Here is a 24,494-nt window from a genome sequence, read left to right as displayed (position 1 = left end):
TCCCCGCCGACGAACAGGTCAACCGTGAGCCATCCACTTCAGCCGGCCGAGCCGGAGCCCACCGGTGCTCCCCCCGGCGCCGAGCCGCCGCCCGAGGAGCTGTCCACCGCCGTCGCCCTCCCCGACGGCGACGACCTCGCGGTGATCGAGGTGCCGGCCGGCGACGGCGACGCGCAGCGCTCCCCCGTCGGCAGACTCGCGGCGACCGTGGAGCGGCTGCGCCGGGAGGTGCGCGCGGCGCAGGCCGAGGCCGACGGGCGGGCCCTGATCGAGCTGGCCAAGGGCATCCTCGTGGAGCGTCTGGGCTGTGGTCCGGCGCAGGCGGCCCGGCAGCTCGCCGAGCTGACCGAGCAGGCGGGCATGTCCCCGCTGGAGTTCGCCGTCGAGGTCATCAACCAGGCGGCCCGGGACCGGGTCGCGGAGGTGACCAGCGCGTTCCTCGCGAGCACGGCCGAGGACCCCGACAGCGGCGCGTCGGCGGTGCGGTTGCGGGCCGCCGAGAGCGGGGCGCTGGCCGCGCATGACGCGCAGGCCGTGGCCGAGTCCTTGATGGAGCACGCCCTGCGGCCGATCGGCGCGGAGGCCGTGGCCATCTGGGCGCTGGGCTCCGACGGCTCGCTGACGCTGGCGGGCAGCGCCGGGTTCTCGACGGCGGAGGCGGGGCGCTGGCGGTACGTCCCGCCGGGCGTGGCGACCGTGGCGCGGCGCGGACTCGGTGAGCGGTCGGGGCACTGGATCGGCTGTCTGTCCGACACCCAGCTGCCCTCGATCGGCCAGCACCTCCATCCGGACGGCGGCCGGGCGGCCGTACCGGCGGGCACGGGCGGCCGGATCCACGGTGTGCTGGAGATCGTGTGGCCGGGGCCGATCGAGCCGCAGTCCCCGCAGATCGTCCGTCAGGTGGAGGCGCTGGCCGAGCTGTGCGCGCACACCCTGGAGACGTCGACGCCGCCCCGTCCGGGCGACGAGTGGCGTCCGGGCGGGCTGCCGGACGTGGCCGAGCTGATGGACCTGGCCGACGGACTGCACGATCCCGCGCTGGTGCTGCTGCCGTATCTGGACGCGGAGGGCGAGCTGGTCGACTTCCGCATCCACCACGTCAACAGCCGTTTCCTCGACCCGAGCGGCCGGCCCCGGAGCGTCGTCACCGGTTCGCTGCTGCTGGAGGCGTATCCGATGGCCGCCGGGGAGAGCGAGCTGTTCGACCATGTCGAGCGGGTCTACGCCACGGGTGAGCCGTTCCGGGCCCGGCGGATGCGGCTGACCGCGCTGGTGGACGAGGTGCCGCTGGCGGCGGTCGCGGACATCCACGCGAGCCGGCACGGCGCCTGCGTCCTGCTGATCTGGCGCATGGAGGACGAGACGGCACGGCTGGCGAGTCTCCTCCAGCACGCGCAGCGCCTCGGCCGCATCGGCGGGTTCGAGGAGAACCTGCTGACCGGTGAGATCACCTGGAACGTCCAGCTGTACGACCTGTACGGCAAGCCGCCGTCCGACGGCCCGATCCCGCTGGAGAACCTGCCGGCGCACGCCCACCCGGACGACGCGGTGTCCATCGGGCGGTTCCTGCGCACGCTGCTGCACCAGCGCAGGCCCGCCTCGACGGCGTTCCGGCTGCAGCGGCCGGACGGTGTGACCCGGCACATCCGGGTGGTCGCCGAGCCGGAGCTGGACACGGACGGCCGGCTGTTCGTCGTCCGGGGCGCCTACCAGGACATCTCCGCGCACCACTGGACGGAGGTGGCGCTGGCCGCCACCCGGGACCAGCTCGCCCACTCCGAGCAGCAGGCCAGCGAGCGCAACCGGCTGGCCCTGCAGCTCCAGCACGCGATCATGCCGCCCACGCAGGCCCCGCTGGACGCCCCCGGCCTGCGGGTGGCGGTGCGCTACCGGCCTGCCGAGACCCAGCATCTGGTCGGCGGCGACTGGTACGACGCGGTCGTGCTGCCGTCGCGGCTGGTGCTGCTGTGCGTGGGGGACGTCGCCGGTCACGGCATAGACGCGGCGACCAGCATGGTGGTGCTGCGCAACGCGCTGCGCGGCCTCGCGGTGACGGGTGCCGGCCCCGCCCAGCTGCTGTCCTGGCTCAACATGGTCGTCCACCATCTGACCGGCGGGGTGACGGCGACGGCCGTCTGTGCCCTGTACGACCCGGAGCGGCACACGCTTCGGTGGGCGCGGGCCGGGCATCTGCCGCCGGTGCTGGTGCGCGGCACCGAGGCCAGTCCGCTGCCGCTGGTCAAGGGCCTGCTGCTGGGCGCGGTGCCGGAGGCGACGTACGAGGAGGGTGAGGTCCAGCTGGCCGTGGACGACACCCTGCTGATGTACACGGACGGTCTGATCGAGCGGCGGGACCGGTCGGTGGAGGAGTCGCTGACGCAGCTGCTGGTGGCCGCGCGGACGGTGCCGCCCACACTGGAGCAGCAGCTGGACCGGCTGCTCACGTACAGCAGGTCGGACACGGACGACGACACCTGCATCGTCGGCGTCCGGGTGGCCTGAGGACCGTGGACCGGCCGGGTGGCGCTCACCCGACCGGTCCACGGCCCGGTGGTCCGATCAGTGAATGAAAGGCGCATCACAGGTCTGCCCCGGCGAAAGCAGGGCACCTGATTCCTACTTCACCCTTTCTGAAGAGGAGTAGCGAACATGGCGAAGGACCTCACCCCCAAGTACACGGTGCCCGGCATCGAGCGCGAGGCGGCGGGGCGGCTCATCGACGTCCTGCGCCTGCGGCTGCACGCCCTCAACGACCTTCACCTCACGCTCAAGCACGTGCACTGGAACGTGGTGGGCCCGCACTTCATCGCCGTGCACCAGATGATCGACCCGCAGGTCGACCGGGTACGCGACATGGCCGACGACACGGCCGAGCGCATCGCCGCCCTCGGCGGGGTCGCGCAGGGCACGCCGGGTTCCCTGGTCAAGGAGCGGACCTGGGACGACTACTCGATCGGCCGGGAGGACGCGCTGGCGCACCTCGGCGCGCTGGACCTCGTCTACACCGGGGTCATCGAGGACGTCCGGGACGCCATCAAGGCCGTCGGGGAGATCGACCCGGCCACGGAGGACCTGCTCATCGAGCAGCTGCGGGACCTGGAGCAGTTCCAGTGGTTCGTCCGGGCGCACCTGGAGAACGCGGGCGGCACGCTGACGACGGCGCGGGCCGGTACGGAGACGGAGGCGGCCGAGGCCGCCAAGCGGTGACCGGTGAGGGCGGGCGCCCTCACCCGTTCGGAGAAGAGCCCCGGTCGCGACAGGCGGCCGGGGCTCTTCCGTGTCTTCAGGTGCTCCGTGGCTCGTCGAGGCGGGACAGCCAGGTGGTCAGCAGGGTCTCCAGGGTGTCGGCCTCGTCGGGCGAGAGCAGGTCCAGCAGCCGCCGTTCGTTGCGCATGTGGTCGGTGAAGGCGCGGTCGATCAGTTCCCGGCCGGGCGGGGTGAGGGCCACGATCCGGCCGCGCTGGTCGTCGGCGGAGCGGCGGCGGGTGACGAGTCCGGCGCGCTCCAGGCGGTCGATCCGCTTCGTCATGGCGCCGGTGGTGACCATGGTGTGGGCCGCGAGCTCGCCCGGTGCCCGCTCGTAGGGCTCCCCGGCGCGGCGCAGCGCGCACAGCACGTCGAACTCGCCCTCGCTGAGCCCGTAGTGGCCGTAGACGAGGGCGAGTTCCCCGGTCAGCCGGTCGGCCAGGCGGTGCAGCCGGCCGATCACGCCCTGGGGGCGGATGTCCACGTCGGGCCGTTCCCGGCGCCATTCCGCCTGGATGCGGGCCACGCGGTCGAGGGGTTCACCAGGTTCCATGCCGTCCATCCCATCACAATAGCTTCTCGGGAAGCTATATTGTCTTCCATGGAAGCCAATATGCGGTGGGTGTCGATCACCGCGTTCGCGCCGGTGGCCTGGGGGGCCAACTACTACGTCACCCATGCGTATCTCCCGGCCGACCGGCCGCTCCACGGAGCCGCGCTGCGGGCGCTGCCCGCCGGGCTCGTGCTGCTGGCCCTGTGCCGGAAGCTCCCGCGCGGGGCCTGGTGGGGGCGCGCCGCGATACTCGGCCTGCTCAATGTGAGCGTGTTCTTCGTCCTCGTCTACGCCGCCTCCCAGCTGCTGCCCACGAGCGTCGCGTCGACGGTGATGGCGGCCTCCCCGGTGGCGATGCTGCTCATCGCCTGGGCGCTGGTGTCCGAGCGGCCCGGCCTCGCGCATCTGGCCGGTGCGGCGACCGGGCTGGCCGGGGTGTGTCTGATGGTGCTGACGGGCGGCGAGTCGGTGAGCGTGCCGGGGGTGCTCGCCTCCGGGGCGGCGATGCTCGTCTCGGCCTTCGGTCACATCCTGACCAAGCGGTGGAGCACGGACGTCGACGTGCTCGCCTCGACCGCCTGGCAGCTCACGGCGGGCGGCCTGCTCCTGCTGCCGTTCGCGGTGGCGGTGGAGGGCGGCCCGCCCGCGCTGTCCGGCCCCGCGCTGCTCGCCTTCGCGTTCACCGGCCTGGTGGCCACCGCGCTCGCCTTCGTCGCCTGGTTCACCGGGCTGCGCCATCTGCCGGCGGGGACCGTGGGACTCGTCGGACTCCTCAATCCCGTCACCGGGGTGCTCCTCGGGGTCGCGGTCGCCGGTGAGGCGCTGACCCTGAAGCAGTACGGCGGACTCGCCCTGGTGCTGCTCGGGGTCGCCCTGGGCCGGCCCCGGCCGCCCGCTGCGGCCCCGGCGGCGCGTTACGCCCCGAACGATCCGGGTACCCGGAGGGATCGCGCTTCGCACGGTGTACGGCGCGGGACCCGCTGAGAGCGGGGACTTCCCGCCGCCGTCGGCCGCTTCCGGCCGAGATTGACGGGCCGCGCACTGTGCTGCGAGGCTCGGGAGGAAGTGTGACCGTTGTCGTCGAGCGAAGGGTGATCAGGTCCGACAGGTGCGGAGCTGACGAATTCATGACGCGTGTTGAAGGCTCCTTGCCCCAGGGGCAGGAGCTCTTGTCGTCCGTGGGTACCGCGTGGATGCGGGCACCCTACCCCGCTCTGGTCGTGGACACGGCCGGGGCCCTCGTGGAGATCAACGCACAGGCCGCCCGGCTCTTCCCCGCGGCCGGCCCCGGCATCCCGCTCGCCGACGTGGCACCGGACTGGCTCGTCGAGGGCCACCGGCGCGCCGCCGTCACGGGCGGCGAGGACGCCGGCGGGCCCGTACGCGGCCGTCACGGGCAGTGGACGCTGGAGGCGCACGCGACACCCGGCGCGGACGGCCAGGTGGTGTGGTGGCTCGTCGACGACACCCACCGCGAACTCGCGGAGACGGCCCTCAGGAACGAGAAGGAACGTCACGGCTTTCTCGCCGAGGCCTCCAGCCGGCTGCTCGCGTCCCTCAACACCGAGCGGTGCATGGAGGTGGCCGTGGAGCTGGCGACCCGGTACCTGGCCGACGCGGCCGTCCTCGTCGCCCCCGCCGCCGGACGCCGCCACCCGTTGTCGCTCTGCGCCGGGGACGGCGTCGTCCACCGGACGGCCCGGATCGAGCCCGCCGACGTGCCCGGCCTCAAGGAGGCCCTGCAGGGCTTCCCGCCCGTGCCGTCCCGCTGGATCGACCCGTCCGCGCTGCCCGAGTGGGCCGTGCCGGAGGGTTTCGACGGTCCGGTGGGCTCGGTCGTGGTCACTCCCCTGCCCGGGCACGGCGTCCCGGCCGGCGCCCTGATCCTGCTGCGGCGCAGCGACCACGCCGCCTTCGACGCCTCCGAGGAGTCCTTCGCACGGGTCTTCGCCGCCCGCGCGGGCGCCGCACTGTCCGCGGCCCGCCTCTACATGGAGCAGACGTCCATCACCGCCACGCTCATGGCGGACCTGCTGCCGCCGATGCTGCGCCGGGTGCACGGCGTGGAGTTCGCCGGCAGCTACCGGACCGCCCAGGACACCGAGCGCGTCGGCGGGGACTTCTACGACGTCCACCCCGGCGCCGCCCCCGGCGACAAGACCCTCGCCGTGCTGGGCGACGTGTGCGGCAAGGGCCTGGAGGCCGCCGTGCTCACCGGGAAGATCCGCAGCACGCTCCAGGCGCTGCTCCCGCTGGCCGGCGACCACCAGCATCTGCTGCGCCTGCTCAACGGCACGCTGCTGAACAGCCGGCACACCCGGTTCTCCACCCTGGTGCTGGCCTCGGTGCTGCGCCAGGAGAACACCACGCATCTGTCGCTGACCAGCGCCGGGCACCCGCTGCCGCTGATCGTCCGGCAGGACGGCACCGTCGAGGAGGCGCCCACGTCCGGCACCCTGATCGGCGTGCTGCCCGACGTGAAGTCGACCACCGCCGAGGTGGATCTGCGGCCGGGCGAGAGCTGTCTGCTGTTCACCGACGGGGTCACCGAGGCCCGGGGCGGGCCGCTCGGCGACGTGATGTTCGGCGACGACCGGCTGCGGGCGGCGCTGGCCGATTGCGCCGGGATGCCCGCGGAGGCCGTCGTCGAGCGGATCCACATGCTCGTCGCCGAGTGGATCGGCGACAACCGGCACGACGACATCGCGGTGATGGCGATCACCGCGCCCCGTACGACGCATCTCACAGCCGTGGACGGCCATACGGCGGGCAGGTACACCGCATGACCCACATGACGACCGCGCAGGAGGACGGGACGCTCGAGCGGGCCCGTGAGCAGCTGTGGCAGGCGGTGTGCGCCCGCGACGAGGACGCCGCCGCCCGGGCGGTGTTCACCGCGCTGGACGACGGCGCCGAACCGCAGGACATCCTCCTGGACGTCATCGCCCACACCCAGCGGGAGGTCGGCCGCGCCTGGGCGGAGAACCGTTTCACGGTCGCCCAGGAGCACTCCGCCACCGCGATCCACGAGCGGATCATCGCCGCCATGGCGCACCGCGTCCCCGCCCCGGCCACCGACGACCCCCGTGTCACGGTGACGGTCGCCTGCGTGGACGGCGAGTGGCACGCCCTGCCCGCCCGGCTCCTCGCCGAGGTGCTGCGGCTGCGCGGCCACCGGGTGGACTTCCTCGGCGCCCAGGTCCCGACCCCGCATCTCATCGCCCACCTGCACGCCACCGCGCCGTCCGCCGTGGCCCTGTCGTCCTCGCTGCCCCTGCGGCTGCCGGCCGCGCACAGCGCGATCACCGCCGTCCAGGCCATCGGCATCCCGGTCGTCGCCGGGGGCGCCGCCTTCGGCGCCGACGGCCGCTACGCCCGGCTGCTGGGCGCCGACGCCTGGGCCCCGGACGCCCGGACCGCCGCCGGACTGCTGGAGCGCGGGCTGCCCCGCCCGGCCGGCGGTGCCGTCCGGCAGAGCGTCGACGACCTGCCGCACCTCGTCGACCAGGAGTACACGCTGGTGACACGCGCCAGACGGCAGGTGGTCCGAAGCACCCTGGCGGGGCTGGAGGAACGGGTGCCCGCGATGCGCGACTACAGCGAGGAGCAGCGCGAGCGCACCGCCGAGGACGTGCTGCACATCGTGGAGTTCCTCGCGTGCGCCCTCTACACCGACGACAGCTCCCTGTTCACCGGGTTCCTGGACTGGACGGCCGACATCCTGGAGGCCCGCCGGGTGCCCGCCCGTGTCCTGGACCCCACCCTGGAACTGCTCCAGGGCGAGCTGAAGGACTTCCCCCGCACACTCGGCCTGCTCGCCGAGGGACGGGACACGCTGCGCCGGCGTGCCGCCCGTCCCCCCGCTCACGGACCCGGCGCCCCCGTATGAGCACCACATCCGACGACAGCGTCTTCCACCTCGACACGGCCCTCGACGCCACCGGTGACGCGCACATCCGTATCACCGGCGACCTCGACTGGGACAGCGCCGACGAGTTCACCGAGGCGGCGCGCGCCCTGCTGCGCGCCGACCCGGCGCCCCGGCGGCTGCGCCTCGACTGCGCCCGGCTGACGCTGTGCGACTCGCTCGGCCTCGCCTCGCTGCTCATGGTGCAGCGCGCCAGTGCCGAGGCCGGGACCCCCCTGCACCTGGACAACCGGCCCGAGGCGCTGCGGCGCCTGCTGGACATGACCGGCACCGCCGAGCTCTTCGACGGCTCCGCGGGCCGTGCCGCCGACGCCCCGGACGCGTCCGGCGAGGCCGGCGCGGCACCCCCGCCCGGCCGGACGTGACCCGTGCGGCATCCGCCCCGCGCCCAGCCGGTCCCGGCCGTCACCGCTCGCGGTGAGCGGGGGCGGGGGCGGGGGGACGGGTGCGCACCCACCTTTCTCACGCGCGCGGGCACCTGTGAGAATGCCCCGGTGAACGACGAAGCCGAGATCATCGAGACCGTGGTCGAGGACGTGCGCGTCGTCCGGGTCACCGGCGAGTTCGACGCCGACGAGGCCGACGCCGTCACCGCCGCCCTTGCCGCGCCCCGCGACGGCGCCGCCCTGGCCACCGTCGTGGACCTGGGCGGGGTGACCTTCGCCGACTCCTCCCTGCTGCAGGCGCTGCTGACCGCCCGGCAGGACCACGCCACCGCCGGCCTCCCGTTCGCCCTGATGGCGGTGAGCCCTCTCGTACGGCGCCTGCTGGACCTCACGGACACCGCCCGCGTGTTCACCACGGCCCCGGACCTGACGTCGGCCCTGGACCTGATCCGCGAGGAGATCATTTCTCGTCGGGGATGACCAGTCATACTCGCCCGCGATGCGGGAACCAGGGAAAGGGGTGTTACGGGCAAGTGGGACATGAAGGAGGAGATGTGACCGCAGCAGACCTCGCCGCCGAACCTCAAGCGCGGCCCGTCACCGCCGCCATGGCCCGCTCCCACGTACGCGCCCTCCTGGGCACCCGCGCCCAGGGAGAGTCGCCCTCCCCGACCACGGTCGACGACATCCTGCTCGTCGTCACCGAACTCGTCACCAACGCCGTACGGCACGGCGGCGGGCTCGTCGCCTTCGACGCCACCCTCGACGGCGAGACCCTCACCATCAGCGTCACCGACGCCTCGCCCGCCGCCCCGCACACGGTGCAGCGCACCCACTCGACCGCGCCCGGCGGCTTCGGCTGGCCCCTCGTGCGACAGCTCAGCCGCGAGGTCACCGTGACGCCGACCGCACACGGCAAGACCATCCGGGCGATCATGGCGGCCGGCCCCGGCGCCTAGGAACGCCGGAACGCCTGGGCATTCCCCCGTTCGCCTAGCGGGCCGACCCGCTCTCCCATAGGGTCGCGGGCAGACGACGGCTCCGACATGGGAGGAGTGCCGATGTCCGGACAGTTCGAGACGACCTTCGAGGTCGACCGGCCCGTGGACGCGGTGTTCGACTATCTCGCCGACGGCCGCAACGACCCCCAGTTCAGCCCCCGCGTGCAGCGCATCGAGCGGGTCCCCGACTCCCCGACCACCGTGGGCACCGTCTTCCGGAGCACCGTCAAGGACGCCGGGATGAAGACCGCCCGGGAGTTCCGCATCACCGAGCTCCAGGCGCCCTCGAAGATCCGCTGGGCCGAGGTGTCGAAGAACAGCGTGACCGCCGACGAGGGCGGCTACGACCTGGAGCCGCTGGGCGACGGCCGCACCCGGGTCCATCTCTACAACGTCCTGGAGGGCCACGGGGTCGGCAAGCTCCTGGTGGGTCTGGCCGTCGCCGCCGCCCGCAAGGACGCGCCCGCCTTCGGCGAACGGATCAGGACCGCGGCGGAGGCGGCCATCGCCCCGCGCTGACCGTCAGGCCAGGGGGTCGTGCCCCCAGTTCATCAGCGAGTGCCGCCAGCGGCTGTCCTCGACGTCTCCCGACGGCCGCTGTGCCAGATGGCGGCGGACATAGCCGACGACCTTGCGCATGTGCCCGTAGTCGTCGTCCGTCAGGTCGTCCTTCTTCGTACGGAGGATCTCGGCGATCCGCCGCCCGGAGGCGTGCCCGGTGGACTCGCCGCCGTCCCTGTGCTGCCCGGCCTCGCGCGACTCGTCGGTCGCCAGCCACTCGTCGAGCCGGGACGGTGACATGTTCACCACGTCCCGGAAGTCGCTCCAGGTCTCCTCGCGCTCCGCGTCGTCCACGCCGTCCCACTTCCGTCGGTGTCCGGGCCGCCCCCGTCCAGACTGCGAGGGCCGCGCTCGATCCGCAGCTTCTGGTCCGCCGTCCCGCGCGCTCTCCGCGCCCCTGTCACGCAACCGGTCGAGGCGGCCCACCACCGGGCCCGCCGTCACCCCGTGCACGACGACGGAGACCAGCACGGTGAACGTCACGACCGCCCACAGCTCCCGCGCCGGCACCGGGAACTCGTGGTGCCCGAGGGCGTACGCGAGGTAGTACAGCGAGCCGATGCCACGGATGCCGTAGGCCGCGATCACCCAGCGCTCCCGGCGCCCCGGCCGCCCGCCGAGCAGCCCGAACCAGCCGGCCCAGGGGCGGATCACCACCAGCAGCAGCACCGAGGTGACGGCGCCCTGCCAGGTCAGCGCGTCGAGGCCGCCCCGGGCGACGAAGGCGCCCAGCAGGAACAGCACGGCGGCGGTGAACAGCCGCTCGATCTGCTCCACGAAGTCGTGCAGGACGTTGTGGAAGCCATGGGCGCGCTCCGCCGCGCGCAGCGCACAGGCCGTGACGAACACGGCCAGGAAGCCGTAGCCGCCGACCAGCTCCGTCACGCCGTACGACAGGAAGGTGGCGCCCACCGCGACGAAGCCCTCGCGGTGTTCGGACAGCCGCAGCACCGGCCGGCGGGTCCAGAAGAACAGCCAGCCGAGGAGCCGTCCGATGACCAGACCGCTCACCACCCCGACCACGCACTTGAGGAGGACGTCGTGGGCGACCCAGCCGCCGATCCAGTCGGCCGACCAGCCGCTGCCCGCGGCGGCCAGCAGCGCCAGCGCCGCGTACGTCAGGGGGAACGCGAGCCCGTCGTTGAGTCCCGCCTCACTGGTGAGGGAGAAGCGCACCTCGTCCTCGTCGTGCGGGTCCTCGGTGGGCTCCCCCACCCGCACCTCGGAGGCGAGCACCGGGTCGGTCGGCGCGAGGACCGCGGCGAGCAGGAGCGCGGCGGCGGGCGGCCAGTCCAGCAGCCACCAGGCGGTCAGCGCGGTCGCCACGACGGTGAGCGGCATGGTGATGCCCAGCAGCCGCCAGGTGGTGCCCCAGCGCCGCAGGCCCACGGGCCGGTTGAGGGCCAGCCCGGCGCCCATCAGCGCGATGATCACCCCGATCTCGGTGACATGCTCGGTGACCAGCCGGTCGGCCACCGGATCGACCTCGGGCAGCGGCAGGGGCAGCAGATACACGCCGACGCCCGCCGCCAGGAACACCAGCGGCAGCGACAGCGGCCGTCCGGCCACGACCCGCGGCAGCACCGCCGCGAGCAGCGCCCCGGCGCCCAGCCACGCGCTCACCGCATCGCCGATCGTCACGTTCCCGTGCCCACCCTCCCGTCATGCCGTGTGCTCCCACGCGTCGCACGAAGCCACGGCCGTCACCTGAACCCGGCCCGCGTACCCCCGGCGCGGGTGTCCTATGAGCGCGCATCCGTCCCGGCCGTCCCGCCTGGGACGGTTACGTCCGCGCGGGCCGGGAACGCGGTCCGCCGGAACACCCGAGGCAAGGCTGGTGCAGCGATGACCGAGTACGAGCGTTCCCGCACGATGCCCGCGCAGCCCGAGCACGTCTTCGACCAGGCCGCCGCTCTCGACCGGCTGGGCAGCTGGCTGCCGGACGCCGTACACGTGGAGGCGGACGACCCGCCCGCCGTGACCGTGCACGAGGACCGCACCGACGAGGACACCGCCGCGCTGCTGCGGGCCCGGCCGGAGCAGATGCGGCTGGAGTGGGGCACGCGTGACGACGGCGCCTACGCGGGCTGGCTCCAGGTGGCCGGGATCGACAGCGGCGCCAGCGAGGTGACGCTCCATCTGTCCTTCTTCGACGAGCGCCACGACCCCGGCGAGGCCCGGGTCGGCGAGGCCCTCGACAGCAGCCTGGCCCGCCTGGAGGAGCAGGTGCGGTTGCGGGTCGACAACGCGGCGGGCTGATCCGGTACCGGCCACGGCCGGTCAGCCGCCGTCCACCGCCGGGAACTCGACGCCCGGCCCGCCGTACGCGGGGCGGTCCCCCGCGTACGGCCGGTGGGCCGCCACCGGCGGGGCGCAGCCGGCGGACGCCGTCCCGCACACCGGTGTCGCGGCGCCCAGCGGGACGCCGTTGCCGCGCAGCACCGAGCGGACGTCCAGGATGAGCGGGAAGACCTCGTGGTTGCGGTCCTCGCCCTGCTCGTCCCAGGCCCGCTGCTCGGCCTCCACGGCCATCCGGTCCTCGGCGAACACCCGCTCGGTGAAGCGCCGGATGAGCGGCCAGGCCAGCCGCAGCGCCCCCGGCACCTTCGGCTTCTCGATCATGAGCAGGCCGTAGGCGTGGCAGACGCGCTGTTCGGCGTCCTCGGGGACGTACACCGCCCACAGCCGGAACGCCGGGTGGTCCGCGCCCTCGGGCACGAGGTCGAGCGTCTGGTACGGATACTCGGTGCGGATCGTCATCACGTCCGCGGAGTCCTTGCCGCCCAGCCCCTCGGCGGCGAGCAGACCGGCGCCGCGATTGCGCTTGCCCCCGGAGTGCGTGAACAGGTACCGCGCCTCGACCGAGCGCGGGGTGGTGGTGTAGCCGAGCAGTTCGGGGTGCAGGGTGCCGACGACGCCCCTGTGCAGGAACTGGTGGTTCATGTCGAGGAGGTTCTCGTGCATGAACGAGTAGTGGCAGCGCACCGTCCGGCTGAAGGTCATGGTGCTGTAGCGCGGTGAGCCGTAGGCGGGCAGGTCGGGCAGCTCGGTGACGTCGGCCTTCTCCGGGTCGCCGGGGAAGACGAACACCAGCCCGTACGCCTCGCGGACGGGGTAGCCGCGCACACCGCGCGGCGGTCTGCGGTCGCCCTTGGAGAGGTAGGGGATCTGCGAGATACGGCCGTCGCCGCGGTAGGCCCAGGCGTGGTAGCAGCAGCGCAAGGTCTCGCCCTCCACGACGCCCATGCTCAACGGCACCTGCCGGTGCGCGCAGCGGTCCTCCAGGGCGTGCACGATGCCGCTGCGGGTCCGGAACAGCGCGATGCGCTCCCCGGCGAAGACCGCGGCGACGGTCCGGCCGCGGCGGACCGAGCGGGACCGGGCGACCGGGTACCAGAAGTCGGGATGCGCCCCCACCCGCCTCAGGTCGAAGGCGGCGTCCGGTTCCGGGTGTCCCGGGCTCCGGCTCTCCTGGCTCCCGGCGGAGTCCGTCTGGTTCATACCTCTCCCTCGCGTCGGGACGACCGGCCGGGGCCCGCCCGAGACGCGTCGCGGGGCCCGGCACCCGCTCATCCTCACGGCCGGAGGGGGCCGTGTCCCGCCCAGCACGTCCACCGGGGTGAGGGGCCGTCACCCGCCCCTGAGTTGCGGCGGGGCTCCGCCAGGCATTCCATAGCCATGCGGAGCAGTCGCCGGGGACCTCCGGCCCCCGGCAAGCGTGCAGGGCCGACGCTGTCGGGCGCGCTGGCGGAGAGGTCCGGATATGAACTGTTACGAATGCAACCAGTTGGACCGCGCCACCGACGCGGTCGCGGTGTGCAACGTGTGCGGGGCCGCGGTCTGCGCCGAGCACGTGCACTCGGAACCGGTGCAGATGCGGGGGCCCGCGCAGCCGGGCAAGGTGATCCACAGCCGGCCGGCCCGGCGGATGACGTGCCCGGTGTGCCGTACGGCCGAGAAGGCGACCTGACCACGGTTCCGCGCCTCGCGCGTGCCGTCTCAGTCGGCGTCCGGCTCTCCCGTGCGGCGCAGATCCCGTTCGATGCGTTCCCAGACGTGCCGGGACGGGGCGTCCGGGAGGTCCGGGGCCTCGATCGCGCGGGCGAGGCTCACGACCCGGCGCAGCCGGGACAGTTGCTCGCGGCAGCCGGGGCAGTCCGCGAGGTGCCGGGCGGTGTCGCCGTCCTCGCCGGGGTCGTCGTCGCGCAACGCCCACTCCACCAGGGTGGCGGGCGTGAGGTGCCCGGGGGCGGCCGTCATGGGTCGTCCTCTCGCGAGTGAGCCCCCTCCTGCGGGAGGCTCACTCGCTGTTTCGGATGCCGGGCGCGCGGTGGATGCGGTGCCGGGCGCAACGCTTCAGGCGGCCATGGTGTCGGCGCGGCCCTGTTCGAGCGCGCCGCGGAGGCGGTAGAGGCCGCGGCGGGTGTGACTCTTGACGGTGCCCAGGGGCAGGCCGGTGCGCTCGGCGATCTGGGCCTGCGTCAGGTCGTCGTAGAAGGCCAGGCACAGCACCTGCTGCTGGCGGGCGGGGAGCCGGGACAGGGCGTCCACCAGCAGCACCCGGTCGAGGACGTCGTCGGGGCCGGTGCTCTCCCCGGCCGCCGGGTCCGTGCTGTTGACGGCGTCGGCCAGGGCCAGGCGCCGGGTCCGCGCGGAGAGCGCGTCGGCGATCTTGCGGCGGGTGATGCCGACGAGCCAGGCGCCCAGCGGGCCGCGTTCGGGCCGGAAGCCGTGCCGTCCCCGCCAGGCGCCGAGGAACACCTGCTGGGTGACGTCCTCGGCCTCGTGCGGGTCCCCGAGGGAACGGGCGGCCAGGGTGTGCACCAGCGAGCCCCAGCGCCGGTAGATCCCCGCCAGGGCCTGCTGGTCGCCGGCGAGCAGGCCCCGGGCCAGCTCCTCCTCGTAGAGGGTCTCCTCGGCCGGCGCGGAGCCGGCGGGGCGGGTCGGGATGGTGGCGGTTCGCGTTCGCGTGCTCATGGCCCGGTTCCTCCTGCCGCTCGCCGGGTGCCGGGAAGGCCGTCGGTCGAGCCCTGACGGTCGCCGTGCTCTCCGGCGCGGCCCTCAGTCTCTTGAGCATGAAACGACGCAGACAACACGCGTCGTTTGTGCGTCGTACACTGTCAGGGTGGACACCGACACGCGGGACGACAGGGACGAGGGGGACGCCGGACGCGGCGGCGGGCTGACGACGGGCGAGGTCGCCCGGCGGCTCGGCGTGGCGCCGACCACCGTCCGCACCTGGGACCGGCGCTACGGCCTGGGCCCGGACGCGCACACCGGCGGCCGGCACCGCCGCTGGACCCCCGCGGACGTCGCGCGGCTGGAGCGCATGTGCGCGCTGACCGCCAACGGGCTACCCCCGGCCGAGGCGGCGCGCCTGGCCCGCGAGGGGGCACCGGAAGACACCGCCCGGCCGACCGCCGGACCCCCGCCCCGGCGGGCCGCGCCGGCGCGCAGCCGGGCCGGCAGCGGACTGCGTCTCGGGGACGTGCGGCAGGAGTGCAAGGGGGTCGCCCGCGCGGCGCTGCGCCTGGACGCGCCGGCGCTGGACGCCCTGCTCGCGGCCGCGATCGAGGAGCACGGGCTGGTCACCGCCTGGACCGAGGTGATCATGCCGACGCTGCAGGCGGTCGGCCGGAAGTGGGAGAACTCGGGCGACCGCTATGTCGAGGTCGAGCACTTCCTGTCCTGGCATGTCTCCGGTGCGCTGCGGCGGAGCGCGCCCCCTGTGGCCGCCGACCGTCCGGGCGCCGTCGCCGTCCTCGCGTGCGTGCCCGGGGAGAGCCACACCCTGCCGCTGGAGGTGCTGGCCGCCGCCCTGTCCGAACGCGGCGTCCCCGTGCGGATGTTCGGCGGGGCGCTGCCGGCCGGTTCCCTGGTGGCGGCCGTACGGCGGACCGGTCCCTCGGTGGTGGGGCTGTGGGCCCAGTCCCGGTCCATGGCGAGCAGACCGCTGGCCCAGCACGTCGCCGGGATGGAGTGGGGCGTACGGGGAGCCCGACGGCGACCGGTCGTGCTGCCCCTGGGACCGGGCTGGGCGGGATCGCCGATGCCCGGTATGCCGCGCGCGACGAACCTGGCGGAGGCGGTCGCCGCCGTGGAGGCCCACATGCGGGTCTGACCGCCGCCGTCTCGACCGCCGCGCACCGGGTACGCGCTCCGCGCAGGGCGATTCGGGTGGGTCGTACCGGGGTTGCGGGCGGGCCGCCCGCCGGTGGGCCGCCCGGCGCGGTAACCGTGGTCGCGAGGAGGCGAGGAGGGCTATGCGGGCTTGGCCGAGCGATTCCGGGGCGGGGGCCGGTCCCGTGCATCCAGGGGTGGGCGGCGCGCGGAAGACGGGGCGTATCGAGACGGCCATCCACCGACAGATCCGGAGTGAGGCGTGAGCGGCGACGGCACTGGCCCCCGGCGGTGGGTCGCGTGAACGGGCCCGCACCGGACACCGACGTGCTCGTGCTGGGCGGTGGCGCGGCCGGGCTCTCCCTCGCGCAGCAGTTGACCGCGACCGCAGACGTCCGGGTGCTCGTGGTCGAGCCGCCCGACGGCCCGGTCCGCCCGCCGGTCCGGACCTGGTGCTTCTGGGACGACGGTGACAGCGGCCTCGACGACGTCGTCAGCGCGTCCTGGCCACGGCTGCGGGTGCACGGCGGCGACGGCACATCGCACACCGTCGACCCGGCCCCGCTGCGCTACCGGATGCTGCGTTCGACGCGGTTCGAGGAGTATGTGCACGCCCTGCTGGCGGAGCGGCCCGGCTGCGGTGTCCTGCGCGCCACGGCCGGCGCCGTACGCGACACACCCGGCGGGGCGGAGGTCGACTGCACGACGCCCGACGGCGGTCCGGTGACCGTGCGGGCCCGGCTCGTCTTCGACTCGCGGCCCCTCGGCGCCCTGCCGCCCGCCCGCACCCGGCTGCTCCAGCACTTCCGGGGCTGGTTCGTGCGCACGGCACGGCCCCGGTTCGACCCCGGCGTCGCCGACCTGATGGACTTCCGCGTCCCGCAGCCCGGGCGCGGGCTCGCCTTCGGGTACGTCCTGCCGCTCGCGCCGGACCACGCCCTCGTCGAGTACACCGAGTTCTCCCGGACGCCCCTGACCACACCGGCGTACGAGAAGGCCCTCGACCGGTACTGCCACGACGTGCTCGGGCTGGGCCCGTTCACGGTGGAGGCGGCCGAGCAGGGCGTCGTGCCGATGACCGACGCGCGCTTCCCGGTGCGGGTCGGTCCCGCGGTGTACCGCATCGGCACGGCCGGCGGCGCGACCCGCCCCTCGACCGGCTACACCTTCGCCGCTGTGCAGCGCCAGAGCCGGGCCGTCGCCGTCTCCCTCGCCGCCGGACGCCCGCACGTTCCGCCGCCGCACGGACGGCGGGCCCTCGCCATGGACGCGGTCATGCTGCGCGCCCTGGACACCGGGCGCCTCGACGGACCCGCCTTCTTCACCGGCCTGTTCGCCCACACCCCCGCCGAGCGGCTGCTGCGGTTCCTCGACGGCGCCACCTCGCTGCGGGAGGAGTGGGCCATCGGACTGCGCGGTCCCGTGGGCCCGATGCTGCGCACCGCCCTCGAACTGCCCCTCCTGCCCCGCCGTTCCCACCCCGCACCACGATCCGGAGACCGCCTCCCATGACACTGCTGCGCGACCACGACCTGGCCCGCGCCTTCGACCACGCGTCGGGCACCTACGACCGCCTCACCGCGCTCAACCCCGGCTATCGCGCCGAACTCCTGCGCTCCGCACGCCGGTTGCGGCTCCCCCGGGGCGGCGAGGGGCTGCGCGTCCTCGACCTCGGCTGCGGCACCGGCGCCTCCACCCGCGCCCTGCTGCGGTCCGCGCCCCGCGCCCGGATCACCGCCGTCGACGCCTCGGCCGGGATGCTGCGCCGGGCGCTCGAGAAGCCCTGGCCGGAGCAGGTGCGGTTCCTGCACCGCACGGCCGAGGAGACGCTCACGGACGACGAGGGCCCGTACGACGCCGTGTTCGCGGCCTATCTGTTCCGCAACGTCACCGAGCCCGACCAGGTGCTCGACACCGTACGGACCCGTCTGCTGCGGCCGGGCGGGCGGCTGGCCGTCCACGAGTACAGCCTCAGCGGGTCGACGGGCCACCGGGCGCTGTGGCGGGCGGTGTGCGGCGGGGTGATCGTCCCGATGGGCACTCTCACCGGAGACCGCGCCCTGTACCGGCACCTGGGCCACAGCGTGCTGCGCTTCGACACGGCCCCGGCGTTCGGGGACCGGCTGACCCGCGCCGGCTTCATGGACGTACGGGCGCTGCCCGTCGCCGGCTGGCAGACCGGCATCGTGCACACCTTCCTGGCCCGCAACGGCTCCCCCGCGCACCCGGAGCCGGCCCGATGACCGCCCAGGGTCAGCCCGCCGCCCGGCGTGGCCGCGACCGCAAGGCCGAGGTGCTGATGCCGGCGCCCGGCCGGGAGCGGTTCGCCCCCGGGGAGGCGCCGTCCGTCGCCGTGATCGGCGGCGGGATCGCGGGGCTCGCCGCGGCCACGCTGCTGGCCGAGCGGGGCGCCCGGGTGACCCTCTACGAGCGGGAGCAGTCCCTGGGCGGCCGGCTCGCGGGCCGGCGCACCCGTCTGGCGGACGGCTCCGACGTCACGATGAGCCGCGGCTTCCACGCCTTCTTCCGCCAGTACTACAACCTGCGCGGTCTGCTGCGGCGCACCGATCCCGGGCTCGAGCGGCTCACCCCGCTCGCCGACTATCCGCTGCGGCACAGCGGCGGTCTGACGGACAGCTTCGCGAAGGTGCCACGCACCCCGCCGTTCAGCGCCCTCGGCTTCGTCGTGCTGAGCCCCACCTTCGGCTGGCGCGACCTGGCCGCGATGAACGCGCGCGCGGCGCTGCCGCTGCTCGACGTGCGCGTCCCCGAGGTGTACGAGCGTTTCGACCACGTCAGCGCGACCCGCTTCCTCGACGGGGTGCGCTTCCCAAAGACCGCGCACCATCTGGCGTTCGAGGTGTTCTCGCGGAGCTTCTTCGCCGACCCCGCGGAGCTGTCGGCGGCCGAACTGCTGCTGATGTTCCACATCTACTTCCTCGGCTCGTCGGAGGGGCTGCTCTTCGACGTGCCGGACGAGCCGTTCCCGCAGGCGCTGTGGGAGCCGCTGGGCGAGTACCTCGAGCGGCTGGGCGCGGTCGTGCGCACGGGCACCCCCGTCGACGCCGTCGAGCCCCGGGAGGGCGGTGGCGCGGAGGTGCGGACCGGTTCCGACGCCGTCGCGTACGAGGCGGTCGTGCTCGCCCTCGACCCGGGCGCGCTGCGGCAGTTGGTCGCCGCCTCACCCGCGCTGGGGAACGAGGCGTGGCGCGCCGACATCGACGCGATCCGCACCGCCCCGCCGTTCCTCGTGTCCCGGCTCTGGCTCGACCGGCCGGTCCGCCCCGAGCGGCCCGCCTTCCTCGGGACCAGCGGGTACGACGGACTGGACAACATCAGCGTCCTGAACCGCTACGAGGGCGAGGCCCGGCGCTGGGCCGCGCGCACCGGCGGCTCGGTCGTGGAACTGCACGCGTACGCGGTCACCGACGGACGGCCCGAGGACGTGCAACGCGGGCTCCTCGAACGGCTGCACGAGATCTACCCGGAGACCCGGGACGCGATGGTGATCGACGCCCGGCACGAGTGGCGCGCCGACTGCCCGCTCTTCCCGGTGGGTTCGTACGGCCGCCGCCCCCGGGTGCGCACCCCGCACCCCTGGCTGACGCTGGCCGGGGACGCCGTCCGGTGCGACCTGCCGGTCGCCCTGATGGAACGGGCGGCCACGACGGGCTTCCTCGCGGCCAACGCGCTGCTGGCGGCGCGGGGAGTGCGCGGCCAGGTCCTGTGGACGGTGCCGCGCGCGGGCCGGTCCCCGGCCCTGCGGGCCCTCGGCGCCCTGGCGACGGCACGCTGAACGCGGCCGGGCGGGGACGCACCCCGCCCGGCCGCCTTCGTAGCCCGCTCAGCCCGGGAAGCGCCCGGTGCTCCGCAGCGCCCAGCGGCGTTCCGCGTACGCCAGGTCGTCGCGCCACAGGCGGCCCGCCGTACGGCGCATCAGGGGCCGCACGGCGGGGGCGGCCGCCCGGGCGAGGGCGAAGCCGCGGCGGTCGGAGGCGGCGACGATCGCCTCGACGACCGCGGTGCGGGGCCTGCTCGCGCCCTCGGCGGTCAGCGGCGTGGCATGGGTCTCCACCACGGACGTCGCCCCCTCGCCCTCCGTGATGCGCATGAGGACCGTGCGCGGATCGGGCGCGGTGAACTCGGCGCGCACCGGCACCACCCAGGAGCCCAGCGCCCGGAAGGAGACGTCGACGACGAACGCGTCGTCCCCGTCGCCGTCCGGTGAGCCGACCACCTTCAGGTCGACGAACGAGTACGGGTGGAACCACGAACCGTGCCAGGGGTCCAGGCGGTTGGCGACGACGTCCTGCGGCTCGCAGGTCCCCACCGCCGTGAACACGGCGTCCAGCGCGCCCGCTTCGGGGCGGCGCGGCACCACCGGCCGCTCCAGCGGCTCCTCGCCGCCGACCTCGTCCAGCCGTACCCAGACGAGGACCCCGTCGTCGTGCACGGGGTACGGCTCCCAGCCGGCGAACGGGGCGCCGTCCAGGGCGAGTCCGTGCCAGTGGCACACCAGGGTGCCGCACACCACACGGCTGTCGCGCAGCGGCGCCCCCAGGTGCGGGCAGATCCCGGACCCTGCGTGCGGTGTGCCGTCCTGCCCGCGCCACAGCACGACCTCGACCCCGCCGACGGTCCTGCCGCAGGGGCGTTCGCCGGCCCGGACGTCGCGGGAGGCTCCGACGACGAACCAGTTGCCGGAGGGGCGGGCCGAGGCCCGCTTGAGCGCGTCGGCGATGAGCGCGGGGCGGGCCTGCCGCCAGGAGGGCCGCTGCCGCGCCCAGTCCGGCGGGCGCCGGAAGCGCAGCGGTGAGGTCCAGCGGGCGTCGTCCGGTCGTCGGGTCACCTTGCCTGCCCCTTCGTCTGCGGCGCCGGCCGCCCGGCCGCGGGGGCCGGGTGCGCGGCGCGGGTGGTGGTGTGCCGGCGAGCCGCGAGGATGCGGACCGCGCCGGCCGCTGCGGTGGCCGCGCGGCGGCCGACGGAGACGACCGCGCGGCGGTGCAGGACGTCGTAGTCCTGCTCGGCGATGGCGTCGAGGATGCCGCCGTACAGGGTGAACGCGGTGCGGATGCAGGGCCGTACACGGGGTTCGAGCATGGCGATGCCCGGTTCGGCTGCCCGGTAGACCTCGCGGGTCAGGGCCTCGGCGGCGGCGAACGCGGCGCGGATGCGCGGGTCGCGGCGGCCGGTGCGGCGGCTCCACTCCAGCAGGGGCCGGTCCACTCCGTGGGCGGCGAGCAGGTCGGCCGGCAGATAGACGCGGCCCCGGTCCAGGTCCTCGCCCACGTCCCGCAGGAAGTTGGTGAGCTGGAAGGCGACCCCGAGGTCGGCCGCGTGCGGGGCGGCCTCCTCGCGGGGGACGACGGTGCCGAGCACCGGCAGCATCTGCAGGCCGATGACGGCGGCCGAGCCGTGCATGTAGGCGCGCAGGTCGGCGTAGGTCGGGTAGTCCGTGACGGTCAGGTCGGCCCGCATCGAGGCCATGAAGTCGGCGAACAGCGCGGTGTCGATGGAGTAGCGGGCGGCGGTGTCGGCGACGGCGCGGACGACGGGTTCGTCGCCGCCTCCGGTGCGCAGTCCGTGCGCGAGGTCGCTCTCCAGGCGGCGCAGCAGCACGTCCCGTTCGGCGGGGGTGCGGTCGCGGTCGAGGTCGTCGACGATGTCGTCGGCCCAGCGCGCGAAGCCGTACAGGGCGTGCACGGCGCAGCGGCGTTCCAGCGGCAGCAGGCGGGTGGCGAGGAAGTAGGTGCGGCCGTGGCGGGCGTTGAGGGTGCGGCACCGCAGGTAGGCGTCGCGCAGCGCGGGGTCGGTGATGCGGGCGGCGTCGAGTTCACGACGGGACATCGGTACCTCGTACGGTCGGGGCGGACGCGGCGCGCCCGGTCGGCGGGAGGGCATGGGCGCGGGAGGGGCGGCGGCGCGCGGTGGCACCGGTCACGCCGGTGACGCGGGCGGCGGCGAGCTTGCCGCTGACGAGCACCGTGGGCACGCCCACCCCGGGGGTGGTTCCGCAGCCGGCCAGGACGGCGTTGTCGACGCCGCGGACCAGGTTGCGGGGCCGGAAGGGGCCGGTCTGCGCGAAGGTGTGGGAGACCGAGAAGGGGCTGCCCGCGGCGTGGCCCTGGGCGGTCCAGTCCAGCGGGGTCACCAGCATCTCCTCCTGGACGCTCGCGTCGAAGCCGGTGAGGCCGCGCCGTTCCAGTTCGGCGACGAGGCTGTCCCGGTAGCGGGGGCCGAGGTCGCGCCATTCGGGGGCGGACGGTCCGACGTCGGTGTTCGGGCAGGGCGCCAGGACGTAGTGCAGATGCCGTCGGGGCGGGGCGAGTTCGGGGTCGTGGGTGGTGGGGCGGGTGATGAGCAGGGACGGGTCGCTCATCAGGGCGCCGGTGCGGGTGAGCTCGTCGAAGGTGGACTCCCACGCCGTGCCGAAGGACAGCGTGTGGTGGGCGAGTCCGGGCCAGGTGCGGTCGGTCCCGGCGTGCAGGATCACCGCCGACGGGGAGTGCCGCAGCGGGACCGGGCGGCGCGGGGCGCGGCCCAGGAGGCGGTAGGTGGTGGGCAGTTCGCAGGTGAGCACCACCGTGTCGCAGGCGATCCGCTCCCCCGACGCCAGACGGACGGCGCGGACCCGGCCGGCGGACTGCTCCAGTGAGGCCACCTCGGAGGACCAGCGCAGGTCGGCGCCTGCCTCGGCGGCCGCGTCGGCCATCCCGCGGGGCAGCGCGTGCATACCGCCGCGCGGGAACCAGACCCCGGCGACGGTGTCCATGTAGGCGATCACGGCGTAGGCCGCGAGGGCGCGGGCGGGGGCGACCCCGGCGTACAGGGCCTGGAAGGAGAAGATCCGCCGCAGGCGTTCGTCGCCGAGGAAGCGGCCGATGCGGCGGTCGAGGCGGCCGAAGCCGCCGAGGGCGGCCAGCCGGGCCAGGTCGGGGCTGACGAGCTGCAGCGGGGAGTCGAAGTTGGCGTCGATGAAGCGGCCCATCTGCGCCCGGTACAGGCGTTCCAGCCAGCCCCGCAGGTCGCGGTATCCGGCCGCCTCGGCCGGTCCGGCGAACCGCCGCACCTCCTCCTCCATCGCGGCGCCGTCGGTGTGCACGTCCAGCGCGCTGCCGTCGGCGAACAGCGCCCGGTACGCGGGGTGCAGCGGCATCAGCTCGACGTGCCGGGCGAGGCTGTCGCCGACCGCCGCGAACGCCTCGTCGGCCAGGTGCGGCATGGTCAGGACGGTGGGCCCGGTGTCGATCCCGTACGGGCCGAGCCGCACGCGTCCGGCCCGGCCGCCGGGGCCGGCGTCGCGTTCGACCAGGGTGACCCGGCGTCCGGCGCCCAGCAGATGGAGGGCGCAGGCGAGGCCGGAGAGGCCGGCGCCCACGACGACGACGTGTTCCGTCGGTCCCGGTACGGTCCTCACGCGATGTCCTCCGTCCGCTGCGGGACGCCGCCCGAGACCCGCGCGACCAACGCGGCGAACTCCTCGCGTACGGCGGTGTCCGCGCCGGTCCCCTCGAAGTGCCGCAGGCTCGCGGCGGCCAGTTCGGCGATCTTCGTCTCGGTGAGCGCGCGGGCGCCGGTCCACTCCAGGGCCTTGCGCATCCGCTCGACGGCGCCGTCCGGACGGTCGGAGGGCGCGGGGGCGAGCGCCGCCACGGCCTCCTCGTCGCCGGAGGCCGCCGCGAGCCGGACGGCGACGGCGAGCAGATACGTCAGCTTGCGGGTGCGCAGGTCGTCGTCGGCCGGCTTCCCGGTCAGCGCGGGGTCGCCGAAGGCGCCGAGGAGGTCGTCGCGGAGCTGGAAGGCCAGCCCGGCGTGCCGTCCGGCGCGGCGCAGCGCGTCCACGGTGGCGGGGCGGGCCCCGGCGAGCACGGCGCCCAGGGCGAGGGGCCGCTCGACCGTGTAGAGGGCGCTCTTCAGGGTGGCGACGGTCAGCGCCTCCTCGACGCCGGACGCGCCGGTGGCCTGGGCGTGCAGATCGCGGTACTGGCCGGCGACCATCTCGCCGCGCATGGCCCGCCACTCCTCGTACAGCCGGGGGCCGTGCGGGAGGCGCAGCGCGACCTCGGTGAGCAGGTCGTCGGCCCAGGCGAGCGCCAGGTCACCGGCGAGGACGGCGGCGGAGGCCCCGAACGACTCCCCGGAGCCGGTCATCCGGGCGGCCGAGTGCAGACGGGTCAGCTCCACGTGCACGGTGGGGCCGCCCCGGCGCAACGGTGAGCCGTCCATCAGGTCGTCGTGTATGAGCGCGCAGGCCTGGAGGAGTTCGAGGGCGGCCCCGGTGCGCAGGACCGCGGAGGCGTCACCCGTGCCGCCCGCGGCCCGCCAGCCGCACCAGACGAACGCCGTGCGCAGCCGTTTACCGCCCCTGCGGATCAGTCCCGCGACGCGCCCGGCGACGTCCTCGGCGAAGACCGGGTCCACCTGCCGGGCCTGGCGCAGTCGGGTCTCCAGGACGTCGTCCAGCACGGCGTCGACGCGCCGGGCGGCGTCGAGAGCCGTCGCCGGCGCGTGGGCCGTATCGGCTGCCGTCGGCCTCATTTCCAGCATGCACGGCCCCTTCTCACTCTCCGTCACCTGCACACCTGTACTTCTGCCGAGGCCTCGGGTGTGGATGCGCCCATGTGTTCCCCGCCTGCTCGCTCCGCCGGTCGAATGCACTCCATGGGCCGAACACGGCCGTGAAGGTGGGCCCCGCGTAC

24 protein-coding genes and 1 pseudogene are annotated in these 24,494 nt (G+C 74.7%); 15 read left to right on the top strand and 10 right to left on the bottom strand.

Annotation, left to right across the window (positions count from 1 at the left end; translation table 11 throughout):
• The first annotated feature begins 24 nt into the window (after positions 1–24).
• Positions 25–2,502 (top strand): SpoIIE family protein phosphatase, encoded by a 2,478-nt coding sequence (locus tag DC008_RS32860; protein ID WP_108710125.1) that lies wholly within the window; start codon positions 25–27, stop codon positions 2,500–2,502.
• A gap of 147 nt (positions 2,503–2,649) precedes the next feature.
• Positions 2,650–3,207: a Dps family protein gene (locus tag DC008_RS32855; protein ID WP_108710124.1), complete on the top strand. Its 558-nt coding sequence runs from the start codon at positions 2,650–2,652 to the stop codon at positions 3,205–3,207.
• 76 nt (positions 3,208–3,283) lie between these two features.
• On the opposite strand, the gene DC008_RS32850 is transcribed toward DC008_RS32855, so the two are convergent.
• Positions 3,284–3,799 (bottom strand): MarR family winged helix-turn-helix transcriptional regulator, encoded by a 516-nt coding sequence (locus tag DC008_RS32850; RefSeq protein WP_108710975.1) that lies wholly within the window; start codon positions 3,797–3,799, stop codon positions 3,284–3,286.
• Between the two features lie 48 nt (positions 3,800–3,847).
• Here DC008_RS32850 and DC008_RS32845 point away from each other — a divergent pair, with 48 nt between their 5' ends.
• The 7 genes from DC008_RS32845 (at position 3,848) to DC008_RS32815 (ending at position 9,633) form a co-directional block, all read left to right on the top strand.
• On the top strand, positions 3,848–4,783 hold the full coding sequence (locus DC008_RS32845) for an EamA family transporter (RefSeq protein ID WP_164492408.1): 936 nt from the start codon (positions 3,848–3,850) through the stop codon (positions 4,781–4,783).
• 143 nt (positions 4,784–4,926) lie between these two features.
• Positions 4,927–6,585 (top strand): PP2C family protein-serine/threonine phosphatase, encoded by a 1,659-nt coding sequence (locus DC008_RS32840; protein ID WP_108710122.1) that lies wholly within the window; start codon positions 4,927–4,929, stop codon positions 6,583–6,585.
• Positions 6,582–7,688, top strand: coding sequence for a cobalamin B12-binding domain-containing protein (locus DC008_RS32835; RefSeq protein WP_108710121.1), 1,107 nt, complete (start codon positions 6,582–6,584; stop codon positions 7,686–7,688). Before DC008_RS32840 ends, DC008_RS32835 begins: the two co-directional genes overlap by 4 nt.
• The gene (locus tag DC008_RS32830; RefSeq protein WP_108710120.1) at positions 7,685–8,092 is read left to right on the top strand and encodes an STAS domain-containing protein; all 408 of its coding nucleotides are present in this window, start codon (positions 7,685–7,687) and stop codon (positions 8,090–8,092) included. Before DC008_RS32835 ends, DC008_RS32830 begins: the two co-directional genes overlap by 4 nt.
• Before the next feature lie 129 nt (positions 8,093–8,221).
• The gene (locus tag DC008_RS32825; protein ID WP_108710119.1) at positions 8,222–8,593 is read left to right on the top strand and encodes an STAS domain-containing protein; all 372 of its coding nucleotides are present in this window, start codon (positions 8,222–8,224) and stop codon (positions 8,591–8,593) included.
• Between the two features lie 74 nt (positions 8,594–8,667).
• Complete coding sequence (locus DC008_RS32820) at positions 8,668–9,072, top strand: ATP-binding protein (RefSeq protein ID WP_235074817.1); 405 nt, start codon at positions 8,668–8,670, stop codon at positions 9,070–9,072.
• A 102-nt stretch (positions 9,073–9,174) separates the two neighbouring features.
• Positions 9,175–9,633 (top strand): SRPBCC family protein, encoded by a 459-nt coding sequence (locus DC008_RS32815; protein ID WP_108710117.1) that lies wholly within the window; start codon positions 9,175–9,177, stop codon positions 9,631–9,633.
• Between the two features lie 3 nt (positions 9,634–9,636).
• Here DC008_RS32815 and DC008_RS35625 read toward each other — a convergent pair whose 3' ends face one another.
• Positions 9,637–9,969: a DUF3140 domain-containing protein gene (locus tag DC008_RS35625; RefSeq protein WP_167457961.1), complete on the bottom strand. Its 333-nt coding sequence runs from the start codon at positions 9,967–9,969 to the stop codon at positions 9,637–9,639.
• A gap of 96 nt (positions 9,970–10,065) precedes the next feature.
• Positions 10,066–11,316 (bottom strand): annotated as a pseudogene (locus tag DC008_RS32810) (cation:proton antiporter); the annotation flags it as partial.
• 204 nt (positions 11,317–11,520) lie between these two features.
• Between DC008_RS32810 and DC008_RS32805 the strand changes: the two are divergent.
• Positions 11,521–11,934, top strand: a complete 414-nt coding sequence (locus DC008_RS32805) for an SRPBCC family protein (RefSeq protein ID WP_108710115.1) — start codon at positions 11,521–11,523, stop codon at positions 11,932–11,934.
• A gap of 21 nt (positions 11,935–11,955) precedes the next feature.
• Here the strand turns inward: DC008_RS32805 and DC008_RS32800 are convergent, their stop codons facing one another.
• A complete protein-coding gene (locus DC008_RS32800; protein ID WP_108710114.1) occupies positions 11,956–13,176 on the bottom strand; it encodes an aromatic ring-hydroxylating oxygenase subunit alpha in 1,221 nt (406 codons plus the stop codon).
• Positions 13,177–13,438: 262 nt separating this feature from the next.
• On the opposite strand from DC008_RS32800, the gene DC008_RS32795 reads away from it, so the two are divergent.
• Positions 13,439–13,645 (top strand): DUF2180 family protein, encoded by a 207-nt coding sequence (locus tag DC008_RS32795; RefSeq protein ID WP_108710113.1) that lies wholly within the window; start codon positions 13,439–13,441, stop codon positions 13,643–13,645.
• 29 nt (positions 13,646–13,674) lie between these two features.
• On the opposite strand, the gene DC008_RS32790 is transcribed toward DC008_RS32795, so the two are convergent.
• Together DC008_RS32790 and DC008_RS32785 are read right to left on the bottom strand one after the other, a co-directional pair.
• Complete coding sequence (locus DC008_RS32790; protein WP_108710112.1) at positions 13,675–13,935, bottom strand: hypothetical protein; 261 nt, start codon at positions 13,933–13,935, stop codon at positions 13,675–13,677.
• A 96-nt stretch (positions 13,936–14,031) separates the two neighbouring features.
• Positions 14,032–14,652, bottom strand: a complete 621-nt coding sequence (locus DC008_RS32785) for a sigma-70 family RNA polymerase sigma factor (protein WP_108710111.1) — start codon at positions 14,650–14,652, stop codon at positions 14,032–14,034.
• Positions 14,653–14,800: 148 nt separating this feature from the next.
• Here DC008_RS32785 and DC008_RS32780 point away from each other — a divergent pair, with 148 nt between their 5' ends.
• The 4 genes from DC008_RS32780 to DC008_RS32765 all read left to right on the top strand — a co-directional run bounded on the left by DC008_RS32780 (position 14,801) and on the right by DC008_RS32765 (position 19,591).
• Complete coding sequence (locus tag DC008_RS32780; protein WP_108710110.1) at positions 14,801–15,796, top strand: MerR family transcriptional regulator; 996 nt, start codon at positions 14,801–14,803, stop codon at positions 15,794–15,796.
• Between the two features lie 299 nt (positions 15,797–16,095).
• Entirely contained in the window at positions 16,096–17,307 is a 1,212-nt protein-coding gene (locus tag DC008_RS32775; RefSeq protein ID WP_244221451.1) for a lycopene cyclase family protein, read from the top strand.
• The gene (locus DC008_RS32770) at positions 17,304–18,038 is read left to right on the top strand and encodes a class I SAM-dependent methyltransferase (protein WP_108710109.1); all 735 of its coding nucleotides are present in this window, start codon (positions 17,304–17,306) and stop codon (positions 18,036–18,038) included. The genes DC008_RS32775 and DC008_RS32770 overlap by 4 nt, the downstream gene beginning before the upstream one ends.
• Positions 18,035–19,591, top strand: coding sequence for an FAD-dependent oxidoreductase (locus DC008_RS32765; RefSeq protein WP_108710108.1), 1,557 nt, complete (start codon positions 18,035–18,037; stop codon positions 19,589–19,591). Before DC008_RS32770 ends, DC008_RS32765 begins: the two co-directional genes overlap by 4 nt.
• Positions 19,592–19,639: 48 nt before the next feature.
• Here the strand turns inward: DC008_RS32765 and DC008_RS32760 are convergent, their stop codons facing one another.
• From DC008_RS32760 to DC008_RS32745, 4 genes are read right to left on the bottom strand one after another with little or no spacing between them, the layout of a single operon-like run.
• Positions 19,640–20,644, bottom strand: coding sequence for a Rieske (2Fe-2S) protein (locus DC008_RS32760; protein ID WP_108710107.1), 1,005 nt, complete (start codon positions 20,642–20,644; stop codon positions 19,640–19,642).
• Complete coding sequence (locus DC008_RS32755) at positions 20,641–21,642, bottom strand: phytoene/squalene synthase family protein (RefSeq protein WP_108710106.1); 1,002 nt, start codon at positions 21,640–21,642, stop codon at positions 20,641–20,643. The genes DC008_RS32760 and DC008_RS32755 overlap by 4 nt, the downstream gene beginning before the upstream one ends.
• Complete coding sequence (gene crtI / locus DC008_RS32750; protein ID WP_108710105.1) at positions 21,629–23,212, bottom strand: phytoene desaturase family protein; 1,584 nt, start codon at positions 23,210–23,212, stop codon at positions 21,629–21,631. The genes DC008_RS32755 and crtI overlap by 14 nt, the downstream gene beginning before the upstream one ends.
• A complete protein-coding gene (locus DC008_RS32745; protein ID WP_108710104.1) occupies positions 23,209–24,342 on the bottom strand; it encodes a polyprenyl synthetase family protein in 1,134 nt (377 codons plus the stop codon). Before DC008_RS32745 ends, crtI begins: the two co-directional genes overlap by 4 nt.
• Positions 24,343–24,494: the final 152 nt, after the last annotated feature.

It is taken from the genome of Streptomyces nigra (assembly GCF_003074055.1).
Taxonomy (GTDB): Bacteria; Actinomycetota; Actinomycetes; order Streptomycetales; family Streptomycetaceae; genus Streptomyces; species Streptomyces nigra.
Note: the sequence above shows the minus strand (reverse complement) of the source record. Positions and strands in the feature narration are given on the sequence as shown.

Bases quoted from the DNA above. Each gene is read 5' to 3' on its own strand.
- DC008_RS32855 (WP_108710124.1), top strand. From the start codon at position 2,650: ATGGCGAAGGACCTCACCCCCAAGTACACGGTGCCCGGCATCGAGCGC.
- DC008_RS32850 (WP_108710975.1), bottom strand. From the start codon at position 3,799: ATGGAACCTGGTGAACCCCTCGACCGCGTGGCCCGCATCCAGGCGGAA.
- DC008_RS32845 (WP_164492408.1), top strand. From the start codon at position 3,848: ATGGAAGCCAATATGCGGTGGGTGTCGATCACCGCGTTCGCGCCGGTG.
- DC008_RS32840 (WP_108710122.1), top strand. From the start codon at position 4,927: ATGACGCGTGTTGAAGGCTCCTTGCCCCAGGGGCAGGAGCTCTTGTCG.
- DC008_RS32835 (WP_108710121.1), top strand. From the start codon at position 6,582: ATGACCCACATGACGACCGCGCAGGAGGACGGGACGCTCGAGCGGGCC.
- DC008_RS32830 (WP_108710120.1), top strand. From the start codon at position 7,685: ATGAGCACCACATCCGACGACAGCGTCTTCCACCTCGACACGGCCCTC.
- DC008_RS32815 (WP_108710117.1), top strand. From the start codon at position 9,175: ATGTCCGGACAGTTCGAGACGACCTTCGAGGTCGACCGGCCCGTGGAC.
- DC008_RS32805 (WP_108710115.1), top strand. From the start codon at position 11,521: ATGACCGAGTACGAGCGTTCCCGCACGATGCCCGCGCAGCCCGAGCAC.
- DC008_RS32800 (WP_108710114.1), bottom strand. From the start codon at position 13,176: ATGAACCAGACGGACTCCGCCGGGAGCCAGGAGAGCCGGAGCCCGGGA.
- DC008_RS32795 (WP_108710113.1), top strand. From the start codon at position 13,439: ATGAACTGTTACGAATGCAACCAGTTGGACCGCGCCACCGACGCGGTC.
- DC008_RS32790 (WP_108710112.1), bottom strand. From the start codon at position 13,935: ATGACGGCCGCCCCCGGGCACCTCACGCCCGCCACCCTGGTGGAGTGG.
- DC008_RS32785 (WP_108710111.1), bottom strand. From the start codon at position 14,652: ATGAGCACGCGAACGCGAACCGCCACCATCCCGACCCGCCCCGCCGGC.
- DC008_RS32770 (WP_108710109.1), top strand. From the start codon at position 17,304: ATGACACTGCTGCGCGACCACGACCTGGCCCGCGCCTTCGACCACGCG.
- DC008_RS32765 (WP_108710108.1), top strand. From the start codon at position 18,035: ATGACCGCCCAGGGTCAGCCCGCCGCCCGGCGTGGCCGCGACCGCAAG.
- DC008_RS32755 (WP_108710106.1), bottom strand. From the start codon at position 21,642: ATGTCCCGTCGTGAACTCGACGCCGCCCGCATCACCGACCCCGCGCTG.
- DC008_RS32745 (WP_108710104.1), bottom strand. From the start codon at position 24,342: ATGCTGGAAATGAGGCCGACGGCAGCCGATACGGCCCACGCGCCGGCG.